At 57.7% G+C, this 15,442-nt stretch carries 10 protein-coding genes and 1 tRNA gene; 6 read left to right on the top strand and 5 right to left on the bottom strand.

From position 1 onward, the window contains the following. Nucleotides 1–55: 55 nt before the first annotated feature. The 4 genes from MWU49_RS00860 to MWU49_RS00845 all read right to left on the bottom strand — a co-directional run bounded on the left by MWU49_RS00860 (nt 56) and on the right by MWU49_RS00845 (nt 8,394). The gene (locus MWU49_RS00860) at nt 56–3,418 is read right to left on the bottom strand and encodes a thrombospondin type 3 repeat-containing protein (RefSeq protein WP_246966976.1); all 3,363 of its coding nucleotides are present in this window, start codon (nt 3,416–3,418) and stop codon (nt 56–58) included. Between the two features lie 142 nt (nt 3,419–3,560). Next, nucleotides 3,561–5,654 (bottom strand): transporter substrate-binding domain-containing protein, encoded by a 2,094-nt coding sequence (locus MWU49_RS00855; protein WP_246966973.1) that lies wholly within the window; start codon nt 5,652–5,654, stop codon nt 3,561–3,563. A gap of 185 nt (nt 5,655–5,839) precedes the next feature. Further along, nucleotides 5,840–7,288: a thrombospondin type 3 repeat-containing protein gene (locus tag MWU49_RS00850; protein WP_246966971.1), complete on the bottom strand. Its 1,449-nt coding sequence runs from the start codon at nt 7,286–7,288 to the stop codon at nt 5,840–5,842. Between the two features lie 11 nt (nt 7,289–7,299). After that, nucleotides 7,300–8,394, bottom strand: coding sequence for an OmpA family protein (locus MWU49_RS00845; RefSeq protein ID WP_246966969.1), 1,095 nt, complete (start codon nt 8,392–8,394; stop codon nt 7,300–7,302). 335 nt (nt 8,395–8,729) lie between these two features. On the opposite strand from MWU49_RS00845, the gene MWU49_RS00840 reads away from it, so the two are divergent. The 6 genes from MWU49_RS00840 (at nt 8,730) to MWU49_RS00815 (ending at nt 14,100) form a co-directional block, all read left to right on the top strand. Next, entirely contained in the window at nt 8,730–9,335 is a 606-nt protein-coding gene (locus MWU49_RS00840) for a hypothetical protein (protein WP_246966967.1), read from the top strand. Between the two features lie 80 nt (nt 9,336–9,415). After that, nucleotides 9,416–10,558 carry a CaiB/BaiF CoA-transferase family protein gene (locus MWU49_RS00835; RefSeq protein WP_246966965.1) on the top strand — a complete coding sequence of 381 codons (1,143 nt, stop codon included), beginning with the start codon at nt 9,416–9,418 and terminating at the stop codon, nt 10,556–10,558. Nucleotides 10,559–10,633: 75 nt separating this feature from the next. Beyond that, nucleotides 10,634–11,260, top strand: a complete 627-nt coding sequence (gene msrA, locus MWU49_RS00830) for a peptide-methionine (S)-S-oxide reductase MsrA (protein ID WP_246966963.1) — start codon at nt 10,634–10,636, stop codon at nt 11,258–11,260. Then, the gene (gene msrB / locus MWU49_RS00825) at nt 11,257–11,682 is read left to right on the top strand and encodes a peptide-methionine (R)-S-oxide reductase MsrB (protein WP_246966961.1); all 426 of its coding nucleotides are present in this window, start codon (nt 11,257–11,259) and stop codon (nt 11,680–11,682) included. Before msrA ends, msrB begins: the two co-directional genes overlap by 4 nt. A 776-nt stretch (nt 11,683–12,458) precedes the next feature. Then, nucleotides 12,459–13,970, top strand: a complete 1,512-nt coding sequence (locus MWU49_RS00820; protein WP_246966959.1) for a 4-hydroxyphenylacetate 3-hydroxylase N-terminal domain-containing protein — start codon at nt 12,459–12,461, stop codon at nt 13,968–13,970. A gap of 54 nt (nt 13,971–14,024) precedes the next feature. Next, a tRNA-Thr gene (locus MWU49_RS00815) sits at nt 14,025–14,100 on the top strand. Between the two features lie 201 nt (nt 14,101–14,301). Here the strand turns inward: MWU49_RS00815 and MWU49_RS00810 are convergent. Continuing rightward, entirely contained in the window at nt 14,302–15,360 is a 1,059-nt protein-coding gene (locus tag MWU49_RS00810; protein WP_246966957.1) for a transporter, read from the bottom strand. Nucleotides 15,361–15,442: the final 82 nt, after the last annotated feature.

The raw sequence follows: 15,442 nt of genomic DNA, 5'->3' as shown, positions 1-15,442 counted from the left end.
GGCACCAAATAAAAGGCCGGCGCAAGGCCGGCCAAAGGGTTACACAAGGGGAAACTCAGGGTGTGGGCCCTACACAGCTCTGATGCACGTTAAGGCTGGTCAGCAGGCCCAGCGTGGAACTGAGCTGTACACGTATGGCATCGAACTCTTCATCAGTGTCGACAAACAGCACCTGCTGATCTGCGCCGGCTGGTGACAACAGGTTCAGCGTCAACAAGCCACCACCCGCAGAGCTGTCTACCACACTGCCGTTATTGATCAGACTGATGCTAAGCTGATCCAGCAGTGACACACTCAGCAGCCCCAGCGGCAGGGACACCGAGAACAGTGCACGGTTGCTGCCGGTAAAGCTGGTACCGGAATCCACATCCAGGCGAGCGCCACCACCAATCACACCCAGAATCACGGACATCTGCGCAGCGGTATCCACGCTGTTATCAATCACGTTTTCCTCATCAGAGACACCACAGCCGATACAAAGGAAGCCGAAACCTTCACCTGACGCAGTGGCAGTTGGCGCCAGCAGCGGGTCATACCCGTTCCCCCCGGTGCCACTGCAGGTGAACTCGGCATCACAGACGTCGCCGGCACCATCCAGATCCACGTCTGCCTGATTCGAGTTGGCCGTGTTCGGGCAGTTATCCACGCCGTCATCCACGCCGTCGTTATCGGCATCGGTATCGCAGGCATCACCGATATCATCATTGTCGGCATCTTCCTGGCCCGGATTGGCATCCGCCGGACAGTTGTCTTCGCTATCCTGGATACCGTCACTGTCGCTGTCGGTGTTGGTATCACAGGCATCACCAATCCCATCCAGGTCGGCGTCAAACTGCAGGGTGTTGGCCGTCAGCGGACAGTTATCCAGAACGTCCGCGACCAGATCATTATCATCATCCGGATCACAGGCATCCCCGAGCAGATCACCGTCGTTATTGCTCTGGTTAGCATTGGCGGTCAACGGACAGTTATCACCCAGATCTGCCACCCCATCACCATCCAGATCCGAGTCACAGAGGTTGCCCAGGCCATCACCGTCAGCATCGGCCTGATCCGGATTGGGAATGGTCGGACAGTTGTCGATCTGGTTGTCCACGTTGTCGCCGTCACGGTCGCTGTCGCAGATATCGCCAACGCCATCCAGATCCTGGTCGGTCTGCAGCGGGTTGGCATTGAGCGGACAGTTGTCCAGGGCATCGGCAATCAGATCGCCATCGGTATCCGTTAGCGGATCACAGGCATCGCCAATACCATCACCATCCGCATCGGCCTGGGAAGCATTGGTGATCAGCGCACAATTATCGCTGCCGTCCTCGACACCATCATTATCGTCATCCGTGTCGCAGGCATCGCCGGCACCATCCAGATCGGTATCCAGTTGCAGCGGATTCGCCACAGCCGGGCAGTTATCAGCGCCGTCCTCAATGAGGTCGCCATCGGAATCGGTATTGGTGTCACACACGTCGCCGGTCCCGTCAAAATCACTATCGGCCTGATCGGTATTGGCGGTCAGCGGACAGTTGTCGAGCAGATCGAACACGGTGTCGTTATCATCGTCCAGGTCACAGACATCGCCGTCACCATCAGCATCGTTGTCGCCCTGCTCCGCATTGGCCATGATGGGGCAATTATCCGTGGCGTTCGCCACGCCATCGCCATCGCGGTCGTCATCGCAGGCATCACCAATGCCATCAAGATCCTGATCGGTCTGCAGGGTGTTGCTGACAAACGGGCAGTTATCAATCTCATCAATGACCAGATCGCCATCTGCGTCGCCATCACAGGCGTCACCGATACCATCCGTATCGCTATCGAGCTGATCCGCATTGGCGTTGTTGGGGCAGTTATCAGCTCCGTTCAGCACGCCATCGTTGTCGATGTCCTCGTCACAGGCATCACCGATACCGTCCAGGTCGCGGTCTTCCTGTAGCGGGTTGGCATTGAACGGGCAGTTATCCAGAGCATCCGCAATCAGGTCATCATCACTGTCGGTGAGCAGGTCACAGGCATCGCCGATGCCATCGCCGTCCGTATCGGCCTGGTCGGTGTTGCTGATCAGCGGGCAGTTATCGCTACCGTCATCTACCCCGTCGCCGTCGTTGTCCGGGTCGCAGGCATTGCCGAGGCCATCAAGATCGGTGTCCAGCTGCAGGGGATTCGCATCAGCCGGGCAATTGTCGACACCATCATCAATGCCATCACCGTCGGTATCGAGATCGGTATCGCAGGCATCACCAATAAAATCGTTATCGGTATCTTCCTGTCCAGGGTTCGCGTCAGCCGGGCAGTTATCCACCAGGTCCGGAATACCGTCTGCATCATCATCCAGGTCGCACTGATCCCCTTGTCCATCATTATCGGTATCAGTCTGATTCGGGTTGGGAATCAGCGGGCAGTTGTCCACGTCATTGGCTACGTCATCACCATCGGTATCGGTGAAAGTGTCACAGGCGTCCCCTTCCCCATCCAGATCACTATCCAGCTGCAGCGGATTGGCCACCAGCGGACAGTTATCCAGTGGATCCAGAATCAGGTCGTTATCGTCATCCGGGTCACAATTGTCGCCAAGGCCATCGCCGTCCACGTCTTCCTGCCCCGGGTTGGGCAGCAGCGGGCAGTTATCGGTCACATCAACAATGCCGTCGCCGTCCAGATCGAAATCACAGAGGTCACCGTTGCCGTCACCATCGGTATCCAGCTGCAGCGGATTGAACGTCAACGGGCAGTTATCGGAACCATCCTCGATGGTGTCGCCATCATCATCGTTGTCACAGGCATCACCAAGGCCGTCGGTATCGGTATCGGTCTGGGCGGGATTCGGCACCGCAGGACAGTTATCGACGCCGTCATCAACGCCATCTCCATCAGCATCCGCCCCCGAATCACAGGCATCCCCGGCACCGTCACCGTCGGTATCGATCTGATCGGGGTTGGCAGTCAGCGGGCAGTTATCTGAGGTATTGAGGACACCATCGCCATCGGTGTCGTTATCACAGGCATCCCCGAGGCTGTCGCCATCCTGGTTCTCCTGCCCCGGGTTGGCGTTGGAAGGACAGTTATCCACGTCGTCGTTGACGCCGTCGCCATCGCGGTCGTCATCACAGGCATCGCCGTCGCCGTCACCGTCGAGATCACTCTGGGAAGGGTTATTGGCCAGCGGGCAGTTGTCGCTTTGATTGGGAATGCCGTCCCCATCCGGATCCGGGTCACAGGCATCACCAATACCATCGTTGTCCGCATCGTTGGTTTCTCCCGGCAAGCCCGGGCACAACGTGGCCAGGTTGGGAGTGACACCTGCGGTGCTGCCAGGAGGAGAACCGTCGCCATCCGCCTTACAGGCAGCAAGCGCGGCTACCAGCAGAGAAAGCAACAGCAGTCTGGAACCCGATGTTTTATGCATATATGCAGGAAATGACATATCCATGTCCTTTGGATAAAAATACTAAGCCGATTTCCTTATATACACTCCGGTTTTGGGGGAATGGCAGCCCTGTATCATGACCAGGCGGTCAGAAGGGCATTTTGCCAGCATTAACGGTATGCATACGCAGAGGAGGCCCTCAGGAGCTCTCCCCAAGCGCCTCCACATATCCCAGATAGCGGTTCTTGATCTCCCGAACATACTTCACAGGCTCTGATCCACGCACGTAGCCATAGCGGGCCTGACGGGCATACTGTGGCTTGGAAAGCAGCAACATGGCCTGCTCCACATTGCCGAACCACTTGTCCGGGTCCTTGCCGATACGCTCGGCCAGACGCCGCGCATCTTCCACATGGCCATGGCCGGCATTGTAGGCAGCCAGGGTGAAATAGAGCTTTTCAGCCAGATCCAGTCGTGCCGGGAAGCGCTGCTCAAGCCAATCCATATACGCCAGGCCGGCCTCCACCCCATTTTGCGGGTTGGTCAGGTTGCTGTAGCCGAACTGACGCCCGGTCCGTGGCATCACCTGCAACAACCCCTGGGCCCCGGCGAAGGAGCGGGCCTTGGGATTGAAGCGACTCTCCTGGTACATCTGCGAGGTAATCAGCCGCCAGTCGAGCCCATACTTCAGGGATTCGTCTTTGACCAGATCGTCGAACGGCGAAATTTCCTTGCCCGCCGTTATCCGGTATTCCACGTGATTGGCGATGGTTTTCTTTTCCTTGAAATAACGATTGAAGGTCACGTTATAGAACAAGCCGCGATAATTGCGGGAAATGTATTTGTCCAACTGCGCCTTGAGGGTTTGCTGCTCAGGGCGCAATCCCCAGGCGATGTCCTTGGCTGGCTCGAACTGATACAGCACGGCAATATCATCGCGGTAGGTGGCTTCCATGGCCGCCAAATGACTGTCAGCCATGGTCAGGTCGTACACCCCATGGGCAACGGCATCAATCAGTTGCTCCGTGGTCACACCCTCCACGGTGATAATGTCGAAAGCCAGTCCGTCCTGCTTCAAGGCGGTCAAGGTCTCCAGGAAAGCACTGTCAGGGCTCACCGCCACAGCCCGCCCTGCCAGATTTTCAAGGCTCTCCAGCGGAGTGTCATCCGCGCGGCCGATCAGTTGCTCATTGATTTCCAGATAACGCTTGCTGAACATCCAGCCCTGTTGCTCACGCTCCTGCGTATGGGTCATGGACGCCGCAATCACATCGCCCTCGCCGGCTTGCAAGGCCTCGAACATGGCAGAAGGCGATTCCTTCACTTTCACACTGACACGCAGACGATGCTGCTTGGCAAAGTGCCGAATGAGTTCGTAATCAAACCCCATCAACTCCCCGCGCCACATAAAGTAACTGGCCGGGTTGTTGGAGGTAATCACTCGCAATACCCCCTTCTTCTGTATCGCCTCCCAGTCTCTCAACTCCGGCTGATCCACGGAGGTAATGACACGCTCGCTGGTGATGTACTGGTTTATCTTGTCCAGCAACTCAGCGCTATCCTTGCGCACCGCCCACGCAATACGACGCTTTCGGTTGACTACCGGACCCGCTACAGCGGCATTGGAAACGTCCTGGTTGTCCAGCAAGATATCCAGCATATTGCTATCGACAATGGTAGCCGCCAATTCGCCACTGGCCACTGCAGCGACCAGTTCTTCATCGGAAAGGTTGCTGTCCATCACTTCCACCGAAACATGCTCATGGCGACGAGCCAGTTTCTCCGCGGTTTCCTGATAGGCCGTCCCGGCGGGTACCGAAATGACCAGTGTCTCCATTTCAGACACGGGCGTATCTGCCAGGGCTGCCGGAATCACCAGTTTCTCCTGGACCGAATTGACCGGCGTTGAAAACGCCAGGGTTTTCTTTCTGGTGTCCGTAACCGAATAATTGGTCACGATGATGTCGGCGCTGCCGGCATTGAGCAGTTCATCCAGCTGATCAAAATCATCGGCATATACCCAGCGCGGCTCCATGTTCAGGGAACGCACGAAGGCTTCCGCCTGCAGCTGATAGTCCTCGCTGGGAATGCCGTCGCGGGGCAGACCGGAAGGCTCGTCAAAACGTGGGGCAAGAAGACGGATATAGCCTCTCTCACGCAGGTCAGACAGGTCTCCGGTGTCCTGATAGTTTTCGAAGGTGGAGACCGCTTCCCCGACTTCGGGTTCAGGAGAGTCGCAACCGGCCAGCAGTGCTAACCACAGGCTAAAAATCAACATCAGACCTAGTCGCATGGATACCCCCGTTATGTCCTCATCCTGATACAAGAGTACCTGTTCAGATTGGGCGGGCCAATCCACATCCGAGGAGTGGTGCTATGAAGATATGGACGTGCCAGTTAACTCGGGACTGCCGCGAAGCGGCACAAAAAAAGGGAGCCCAAGGGCTCCCTTCTCTTTTGCTGTTTCCGTGATGCAGTTTACGGTATCGCCACAGGGGCACTCACGCAAACATCGTGGACACGGAAGGTCTTGTTGGCATTCACGAAGCCGGCATAGTCCAGCTGTACCGAGTCAAATGCCACACCCGGGTTCGGTGCTACCAGGAAGCGCTGGTCGGTATTGGCGCCAATACCCAGCAGATCCAGGTCAAGCAGACCACCACCGACCACAGCACTGTCAACTTCCACGCCATCATTATAGAAACGGATCGTGGTGAAGTTACCCAGAAGCTCCGCGTTCAGCAGCTGGGAACTCGGATCGCTGACCACAAAACCGATTTCCGCTTCAGTGATGTCGTTGCTGGTGTTGATGGCATCGACAGACAGCGCCGCACCACCGTAAACCAGCGCCGCACCGATATTCAGCTGGGCGAAAGTAACGTTGGTTGCATCAATGCTCAGCTCCGGATCATCGACGCTGCAACCCAGACACACACCCAGCACATCACCGCTGGCGGTATAACTGGCATCCGTCAAAGGAACGTAGTTGTCAGTACAATCGAAGGTCGCGTCACACACATCACCGGTACCATCGCCATCAGAGTCCAGCTGGTCTGCGTTGGGGATCATCGGGCAGTTGTCTGATGCATCCGGAATACCGTCACCGTCAGTGTCGGTCGGATCGCCGCCGGGGCCATCCGGATCACATACGTCACCGATACCATCGTTGTCAGCATCGTCCTGATCAGCATTGGCAGCCAGCGGGCAGTTATCGGTGCCATTCGGTACGCCATCGCCGTCACGATCGTCATCACAGACATCACCTATACCGTCCAGATCGGCATCCGCCTGGTCCGTATTCGGAGTGTTCAGACAGTTATCCTGATCATCCGGAATGGTGTCACCATCCACATCACCTTCACAGACATCGCCGATGCCATTGCTGTCACTATCCAGCTGATCCGCGTTGGCAGTGAAGACGCAGTTGTCGGTGTCGTTGGGTACACCGTCATTGTCTGCATCGTCATCACAGACATCGCCGATACCGTCGCTGTCTACATCACCCTGCTCAGGGTTGAAGATCGCGGGACAATTATCGATGCCGTCGTCAATGCCGTCGTTGTCCTGGTCATTGTTCATGTCACAGGCATCACCAATACCGTCCATATCGGTATCTTCCTGCCCCGGATTGGCCACCAGAGGACAGTTGTCGGTATCGTTAGGGGTGCCGTCACCATCACGGTCATCGTCACACACATCACCGATACCATCGCCATCCTGATCTTCCTGCATGGCATTGGCATTCAGGGGGCAGTTGTCCACATTGTCAGGAATGCCATCGCCATCCTGGTCCAGGGAGCGGCTGTTGGGGTTGATACCCACATTGCCACTACTGCTGCCATCGCCATCGGCTTCACACCCTGCCAGGCCCATGCCCATCAGGGCGCCCAGCAGAACAACACAGATGATTTTCACGGAACTGTTCATCTTTTGTCTCCTTATTCGCTGACGCGGAATTCAACACGGCGGTTCATGGCGCGGCCGGATGCCGTTTCGTTGCTGGCCACCGGATCCACTTCACCGTATCCACGGGACGTCAGACGTTCAGCCGCCACACCCTGCTCGATCAGATATTCACGAACGGCGTTGGCACGCTGGTCAGAAAGGTTTTCGTTGTATTCAGCGGAACCGCTGCTGTCGGTGTGGCCGGCAATCTCGACACTGAAATCGGTCTGCGACTTCAGGGATTCGGCCAGCTTGTCCAGGGTCGGACGGGAGACGGCGGTAATCTTCGCGGAGTTCAACTCAAAGCCAATATTGTTGAAGGAGATGGTCTGGTTCTTGAGCAGACAGCCCTGGCCGTCCACTTTGCCGCCGGCAAGGGTGTTGGGACACATATCACGGCTGTCGGAAATGCCGTCGTTATCGCTATCGGCTTCAGCAACCACCTTCTCGACTACTTTCTCCACTTCGCGAGTCTCGTAGACGATTTTTTCCACTTCCACGGTGCGAGTTACACCCAGCGGAATTTCCAGACCCAGAGAAAGGCGCCAGTCATTGAAACCACCTTCATCCTCGGAAAGCGTGCCGACCACGCCATCAAAGTCGTCATACATGTAACGGCCTTCAAAGCGTAGTTTGAGACCGTTATCAAAAATCGGCCCAGTCACTGCGCCCAACCCCACGTTGGCCATCAGGTTGATTCCATCGTCATCGTCCGGCACCACATCGTTGTAATTGGCACCAATCTGGGCGAGAACGAACGGCGTAAAACCTTCTCGATCGCCAAAAGCGTAAGCCAGGCCTGTGCCCAGGCTGTACTGGAAGAAGTCGGTAACGTCATCGACTCCGGTATCCAGGCCATAGCCGGCACCTTCCGTCTCCCACCAAACGTGCTCTGATAGCTGGCGACCGTAGATCAAGCCGCCACCCAGTCCTTTGCTGGAGATATCCCGGTCATCATCGAGAATCAGGTAATGCATCATCGGCGCCAGGTATTGGCGGGTTGGTTCGGCATTATCGTCAGCGGCCATGGCTTGTGTTGCCAGCATCACGCCGGCTGCCAATGCGCTGATGCGCATGCATCCTTTCATGACTACCCCCTTGGGTATGAATGAACAGTGCAATCATTAGAATAGGAGGGGCAGCCAAAAAAAATTGAGTTACCGTGGCTTTGCGTTATGGAAATGTTGTGCCGGCGTGCTACTTAACTCTTTAGGTTAAAGGTGTGTGAACTTCTGTTACCTGCCAATGGCATCGCCCACACTTGGGCAACGCCTTATGAAAAAAGGCATGAACCAATTTCAGACAGCGACGCCGATACCGCCTCGTCGCACTGTGTTTCAGCCAAAGCAAAACTGTCGTGAATTTACTGTGACGCTCAACATGCACTGCTACACTGTGCAAAGAATCAAACCGGAGATCCGCCATGCGTTCCCTTTTCGCGGCACTGCTGCCAGCCCTGCTCTTGGCCGGGTGCGCACGCACCACTGATGTCACCACCCGCTATACCAGTGAGGAAGCCTTTCCGGCACAGAACCGGCTTTTGCTGGTTGCCCACACTCCCGAAGGCAGCGTGCGGGAAACCTGGGAGCTGACCTGCAGGGATATATTTTCCGATAATTCGTTGACCGTTTTGCTCAGCCATCAGGAATTACCGCTATGGTATGAAGGCGGAAAACAACGCATTCTGGACTGGGCGCAGGAAACCGGCGTAGACCGGATTCTGGTAGTGGAACTGACACACCTGCTGATTGATGCCGCCGAGCCACCGCAACCGGTGAACCAGCTCAATGCCATGAATCAGCCTCCAGGCAGCCTTCCCCCCACCTGGGAGGTAGGCATTGGTGGCGACCTGAAAAAGGCCGACATCCCTGAAGCGCTTCGCCAGCACGGTGCCGAACTGATCAATTCACAAGGCAGCCCGATCTGGACCGGGGTAGCAACCACCCACGAAGCCAATAACATGGCGGTGATTGCCAAGAGTCAGTGCACTGCCCTGCGCAACACACTACGAGAACAGGGATACCTGTAACCCAGGCATCATTGGCCCCCTCATTGGGTGCGAGCCCGTTGCCGGTATCCGATCTGACACCAGACAACGGAAAACTCTCTATGACAGGCCCTCTTCACGGACTGACTTTCATCGAGCTGGCCGGCATCGGTCCCGGCCCCTTCTGCGGCATGATGCTGGCTGACATGGGCGCCACCGTAATCCGCGTGGATCGCCCCGGCGGCAACCCCCATTCAGCCATTGGCCACAGCGTATTGTTCCGCAACCGCCAGAACCTGGCACTGGATCTGAAAAAACCGGAAGGTATCGAAACCGTACTCAAGCTGTGTGAAACCGCCGACGGTATCTTCGAAGGATTCCGCCCCGGTGTCACCGAGCGACTGGGTATCGGCCCCGAGCAATGTATGGCCCGCAATCCCAAGCTGGTGTATGGCCGCATGACCGGCTGGGGCCAGACCGGCCCGTTGGCTCAGGCCGCCGGCCACGACATGAACTACATTTCCCTCTCAGGTGCCCTGCACGCCATGGGCCGTGCCGGTGAAAAACCTGCCATCCCCCTCAATCTGGTGGGTGATTTCGGTGGCGGCGGCATGATGCTGGCCTTCGGGCTGGTCTGTGCTGCCCTGGAAGCCCAGCGCTCCGGAGAAGGCCAGGTTGTAGATACCTCCATGGTGGAAGGCTCTGCCGCACTGATGGCCATGTTCTATGGCCTCAAGTCCCAGGGGCTGTTCACTGACCAGCGCGGCACCCATATGCTGGATTCCGGTGCCCACTTCTACGAAGTGTATGAAACCGCTGACAACAAATACGTTTCCATCGGCAGTATCGAGCCACAGTTCTATGCCGAGCTGTGCCGTATTGCCGAACTGCCGGCAGAAGACTTTGGCCACCAGATGAACCCGCCGAAGTGGCCAGAAATGAAGGAAAAACTGGCGGCCGTCATCAAGCAGAAAACCCGGGATGAGTGGTGTGAACTCATGGAAGGTACCGATGTCTGTTTTGCACCGGTGCTGAGCATTGAAGAAGCCCCTTCACACCCGCATAACGTGGCACGGGGTTCCTTTGTGGAAGTGAACGGCAGCGTTCAACCCGCCCCGACTCCGCGCTTCTCTCGCAGTGGTGCCGGTGAGGTCAAGGCTGCTGCCACGGCCGGTGCCGACAGCCTGAACGTGCTGCGCAACGCCGGCTTTGACGACAGTGCAATTGAAACCCTGATTGCCAGTGGCGCCGTGAAGCAGGATTGATCTCTGCAACACTGGCCAGCCCCGGTTACCAGGGGACAACGGGAGCCCTTCGTGGCTCCCTGACTGGAGGTAACAATGAACCCGGTGATACCCGGCACCACCCTGGCCATTCACCCCGAACAATTTCCCGATGCGGCTGTCGATCTGCCCGCAACAGGCATATCCCATGCTGTGCTCGCCGGCGGTTGCTTCTGGTGTGTGGAAGCGGTGTATCTGAACCTTGAGGGAGTGCTCGCGGTGACCTCAGGCTATGCCGGCGGCGAACCGGCAACCGCCAATTATGAAGCCGTTTGCACCGGCACCACTGGCCACGCAGAAGTGGTGGATATCGAGTACGACAGCAATGTGATCAGCTACGGCGATCTGCTCAAGGTATTTTTCTCGGTGGCCCATGACCCCACCCAGAAAGACCGCCAGGGTAACGACCGCGGCACCCAGTACCGCTCGGCCATCTTTTTCCAGAGTGAAGATGAGAAAGCCGTGGCTGAGGCCTATATGGCACAGCTGGAAAGTGCCGGTGCCTTTACCGCGCCCATCGTCACCACTCTGGAGCGGCTGCAACAGTTCTTCCCCGGCGAGGCTTATCACCAGAATTTTGCCCGCCGAAACCCCCACCAGGGTTATATTCGGGCCATTGCCATGCCCAAGGTGGAAAAACTGATCCATGCCTTCCCTGACAAACTGAAAGGAGACGCCGGATGAGCCAGGCGACATCCGCCAGCGGGTATGATCTGACCCCGCTGAGCGAGGCTGACAAACAACAAAAAGCGGCCAACCTGACTGAGGAGGAGCGCCGTATTCTGCTTAATCAGGGTACCGAGCCGCCTTTCTGTGGCGGCCTGCTGGACAACAAGGATAGCGGTGTCTATCACTGCAAACTCTGCGACTTGCCGCTGTTCAGTTCCGACAGCAAGTTTGAATCCGGCACCGGGTGGCCAAGCTTCTATGCCCCCTTCGACAGCGAGCATATCCGCGAACTGCGCGACACCAGCCACGGCATGGTAAGAGTGGAAATTCGCTGCGCCCGTTGCGATGGCCATCTGGGTCACGTGTTCCCCGACGGCCCCGCCCCCACCGGCCTGCGCTACTGCCTGAATTCCGCGTCCATGGTGTTCAAGGCCTAACCCCTGCTTGCCTGCAAACGATCCGAGCCTGGGCAAGGAAACAGAACAGTTTCGAGTTACGAGAAGCGAGTTTCGAAAGGCAAAACCTGGATGCTTGGGGTGTTTGGTTTTCGCAACTCGAAACTCGTTACTCCGCTGCGCTATGTTCCTACAGCAACCTGATGCGTTTACGCGAAAGAAGAACACCAATACCAACAGCACGGCATCTTCCCCGTTAGAGTGACTCGAGGAACGCAGCCCTGTGACGGCGTAGAGCAAAAAACCTGTCTGAGCGGAGCGAGTCTTTTTTGCGTCCGTCACAGGGCGAGCACCGGAGTGTGCCCGCGGAGCGGGTCGAACGGAGTCGGGGCAAGGGGGGCGTAAGCGGGGGTTTGCAAAACATGTTTTGCCCGCTGGAGCGCCATTCCCATACCGGGGAATGGCCGGAATGCCAGAGGGGTGTCGCGTTACACCCCTTTGGGCCCGTCCGGCGAGGACAAACACGTATAATGGTGCGATGGCATCTCAGCAGATGCTGAGTCACCCAGGTGCGGACCACTATCACCGCAGGCTCGCTCCTCCACAGGCGCAAAGTCGCGCCACTGAAATCGGCTTCCCCCGGCATCGCTCATACCAGAGTCCCTTCCGCCTCCCTGACTTGACCGTAGAGAACAGCGTCCGATTCTGTCATTGTTTACCGTAACACTGTGTATACCATCAGAGTCATTCCCAAGTTGCATATGGCTCCGTACCACCCGGATCCAGCCCGATAGTCTGCCAAGATCACAGGAGACACCATGAACGCAGCCACCCCTGCTCCGTCACGCGAAGAATCCGCCCAGGACCGCTGGGACCGTATCCCCGTCCTCAAGACCGGCGACGATTACCTGGCCAGCCTGCGCAATCGCGGCACTCGCCTGTTCCTGTTCGGCGAACTCATTGACGAGCCGGCCGATCACCCGATCATCAAGCCCAGCATCAATGCCCTGCGTGCCAGCTACGATCTGGCTATCGAGGATCCGGAGCTGGCCACCGCCTGGTCACCGTTGATTGAGCAACAGGTAAACCGCTTCCTGCACATCGTGGAATCCCCTGCCGATCTGGTAATGAAGAACAAGATGCAGCGCCGCATGGGCCAGATCACCGGCACCTGTTTCCAGCGCTGTACCGGCCTGGACACCATCAGCGTACTGCACTCTGTCACCTACGAGATCGACGAAAAGCACGGCACCAACTATCACCAGCGCTATCTGGAGTTCCTAAAGGAAGCCCAGCGCAAGAACATCCTGATTGCCGCCGGCATGACCGACCCGAAAGGTGACCGTAGCAAGCGCCCGTCCGAACAGGCCGACCCGGACATGTTCATGCGCGTAACCCGCCGCACCGACAAGGGCATCTACGTGAAAGGCGTGAAAGCCCACATGACCGGGGGCTGGAACCAGCACTGGATCTGCGTACTGCCCACCATGAACCTGGGCGAAGCGGACAAGGATTACGCCGTGGTCGGCATGATTCCCGGCGACGCGGAAGGCATTACCTACATCTACGGCCGACAGAGCTGCGACACCCGCGCCATGGAGGGTGGTGACATTGATCAGGGCAACGCGCAGTACGGTGGCCAGGAAGTCCTGGTTTACTTCGATGACGTCTTTATTCCCAACGAGCATGTGTTCATGGACGGCGAGTACGAGTTCGCCCAGGAACTGGTAACCCGTTTCACCGCTTACCACCGCGCCAGCTACGTGTGCAAAACCGGGCTCGGTGATGTGATGGTGGGTGCCGCGGCTTCCATCGTCGAATACAACGGCCTGGAAAAAGTCAGCCACATCCGCGACAAGCTGGTGGAGATGACCCACCTCAACGAGACCATCTACTCCTCCGGCATTGCCAGCTCCCATGAAGCAAAGAAGATGCCCAGCGGCATCTACATGAACGACACGATGCTGGCCAACGTGTGCAAGCACAACGTGACCCGCTTCCCCTACGAGATCTCTCGTCTCGCCCAGGATCTGGCCGGCGGCATCATGGTCACCATGCCCAGCGAACAGGATCTGGACAACGAGGAAGCCGGCGACATCATCCGCCGCTTCCTGAAAGGCCGCGAGGACATCCCCACGGAAGACCGCATGCGCATCCTGCGACTCATCGAGAACATGACCCTGGGCCGCAATGCAGTGGGCTACCTCACCGAGTCCATGCATGGCGCCGGCAGCCCGCAGGCCCAGCGTATCCAGATTCTGCGTGGCATGGATGTGGAGAAGAAGAAGTGGCATGCCCGCAAACTGGCTGGCATCAAGCAGGAAGGCTGATTCCTGCTTGCCTGCACGGGGCGTCCTGCTAGAATAGCGCCGCCCCCGAGGCATGCCGGTTTAGCTCAGTTGGTAGAGCAGCGCATTCGTAATGCGAAGGTCGTAGGTTCGACTCCTATATCCGGCACCACTTCAACAAAAAAGCCGCCCCTTTCCAGGAGCGGCTTTTTTGTTGGCCGCTGCGCGGCTGCTACACGCAACACGGCGGAGATGGGCATTCGCCCATTTCCGCCGTACGAGTTCACACCCGTCATGGCATCAGGCCTGCGTAGGGCGGAAATTGGCGAGAGCCAATCTCCGCCATTGGCCCTGGCCCTCATCAGGCGGAGCCTTAACCGCCGAACGCCTTCTGCCAGCCGACCACGAATACATAATCGTTTTCCAGCTGCAGGCCATTCAGGGATTGCTGTACCGGCGCCTTGTATTCAAACGCCAGACGGTGGCCTTTTACCGCGCCCTGCTTGCCCAGCAGGTTCACCCCCACGCCCAGATCCAGACGACGGCCGCCCTTGCTTTCCGGGTCCGCAGCGGGATTCACCAGCGGGTTGATGGTCAGGTCTTCGGCAGAACCATGAATGTCTGACCACCAGCTCTGGTAGGCTGCCACGGAAACCGATGCCCACGGGGCTACCGGCTTGGCAGCCCAGGCGGTCAGGTTCTTGCGCGAACCCAGTTTGTAGCCCTGGTCGTTTTCATCCAACGCCACCCGGCCACTCAGCTGTGCACCCCAGCTCCAGCTGGCATATTGCTTGTTCAGGGTCACCCCCGGGCGCAGCTCATAGCTGCCGGAGCCAAGCTGCATACCATAAGGCAGCTGGGCATCCTGCTGCTGCATGGGAATGTAATCTTCCTCTTCGATGGAGCCGGTGGGCAGGCCGAGTACCAGATTGAAATGCAGGCGGTAACCGTCCTCATCCAGCACCTTGTACAAACCACCGATACCGGCATCACCGATGCCGGAGGTTTCCGCCTCGGTTTCTCCTTCCATGGTATTGCCCATCATGGTCATGCGGGTCTTGGCGGTCATTTCCTTGGTGGCGTACGGCAGCATGGCCACCAGCGTCAGGTTATCGGTAGGCGCATACATCCCGCCGATCATGTGCATTTCCATCTGCATTTCGTAGGGCAGCACCTTCATGCCCATGGCCCCCGGGATCTCGGCAAACGCCTCCTCGGTACTCAGGGAATCCGTGCCGGAACGGGCACCGCTCATGCGCATGCCCATGTAGCGGTAAGCCAGCATCCACTCCTTGGCACCATGAGTATGATCGCCGGTAACGGAAATCGGGGCGTGGCTATCGGCACGACCACCATCGTAATGCGCGGCAGACAGGGCAGGCAGACAGGCAGAACTTACGGCAAGAGCGACAGGCAGAAAACGCAGAGACATGGCAAAAATCCGGTAGTAGACAGATGGTGCGCAAGCCTACCGTCCAGCCCGGAAAAGCCAATGCGGCAAAGTGCCACACCTC

Origin of the sequence: Alcanivorax sp. S6407, from assembly GCF_023016115.1 — a bacterium.
In the GTDB taxonomy this organism is placed as follows: Bacteria; Pseudomonadota; Gammaproteobacteria; order Pseudomonadales; family Alcanivoracaceae; genus Alcanivorax.
The sequence above is the reverse complement of the archived record's forward strand: the minus strand, read 5'-3'. Positions and strand labels throughout refer to the sequence as shown.

Coding starts and splice junctions, on each gene's coding strand:
- MWU49_RS00860 (WP_246966976.1), bottom strand. CDS start 3,418: ATGTCATTTCCTGCATATATGCATAAAACATCGGGTTCCAGACTGCTG.
- MWU49_RS00855 (WP_246966973.1), bottom strand. CDS start 5,654: ATGCGACTAGGTCTGATGTTGATTTTTAGCCTGTGGTTAGCACTGCTG.
- MWU49_RS00850 (WP_246966971.1), bottom strand. CDS start 7,288: ATGAACAGTTCCGTGAAAATCATCTGTGTTGTTCTGCTGGGCGCCCTG.
- MWU49_RS00845 (WP_246966969.1), bottom strand. CDS start 8,394: ATGAAAGGATGCATGCGCATCAGCGCATTGGCAGCCGGCGTGATGCTG.
- MWU49_RS00840 (WP_246966967.1), top strand. CDS start 8,730: ATGCGTTCCCTTTTCGCGGCACTGCTGCCAGCCCTGCTCTTGGCCGGG.
- MWU49_RS00835 (WP_246966965.1), top strand. CDS start 9,416: ATGACAGGCCCTCTTCACGGACTGACTTTCATCGAGCTGGCCGGCATC.
- msrA (WP_246966963.1), top strand. CDS start 10,634: ATGAACCCGGTGATACCCGGCACCACCCTGGCCATTCACCCCGAACAA.
- msrB (WP_246966961.1), top strand. CDS start 11,257: ATGAGCCAGGCGACATCCGCCAGCGGGTATGATCTGACCCCGCTGAGC.
- MWU49_RS00820 (WP_246966959.1), top strand. CDS start 12,459: ATGAACGCAGCCACCCCTGCTCCGTCACGCGAAGAATCCGCCCAGGAC.
- MWU49_RS00810 (WP_246966957.1), bottom strand. CDS start 15,360: ATGTCTCTGCGTTTTCTGCCTGTCGCTCTTGCCGTAAGTTCTGCCTGT.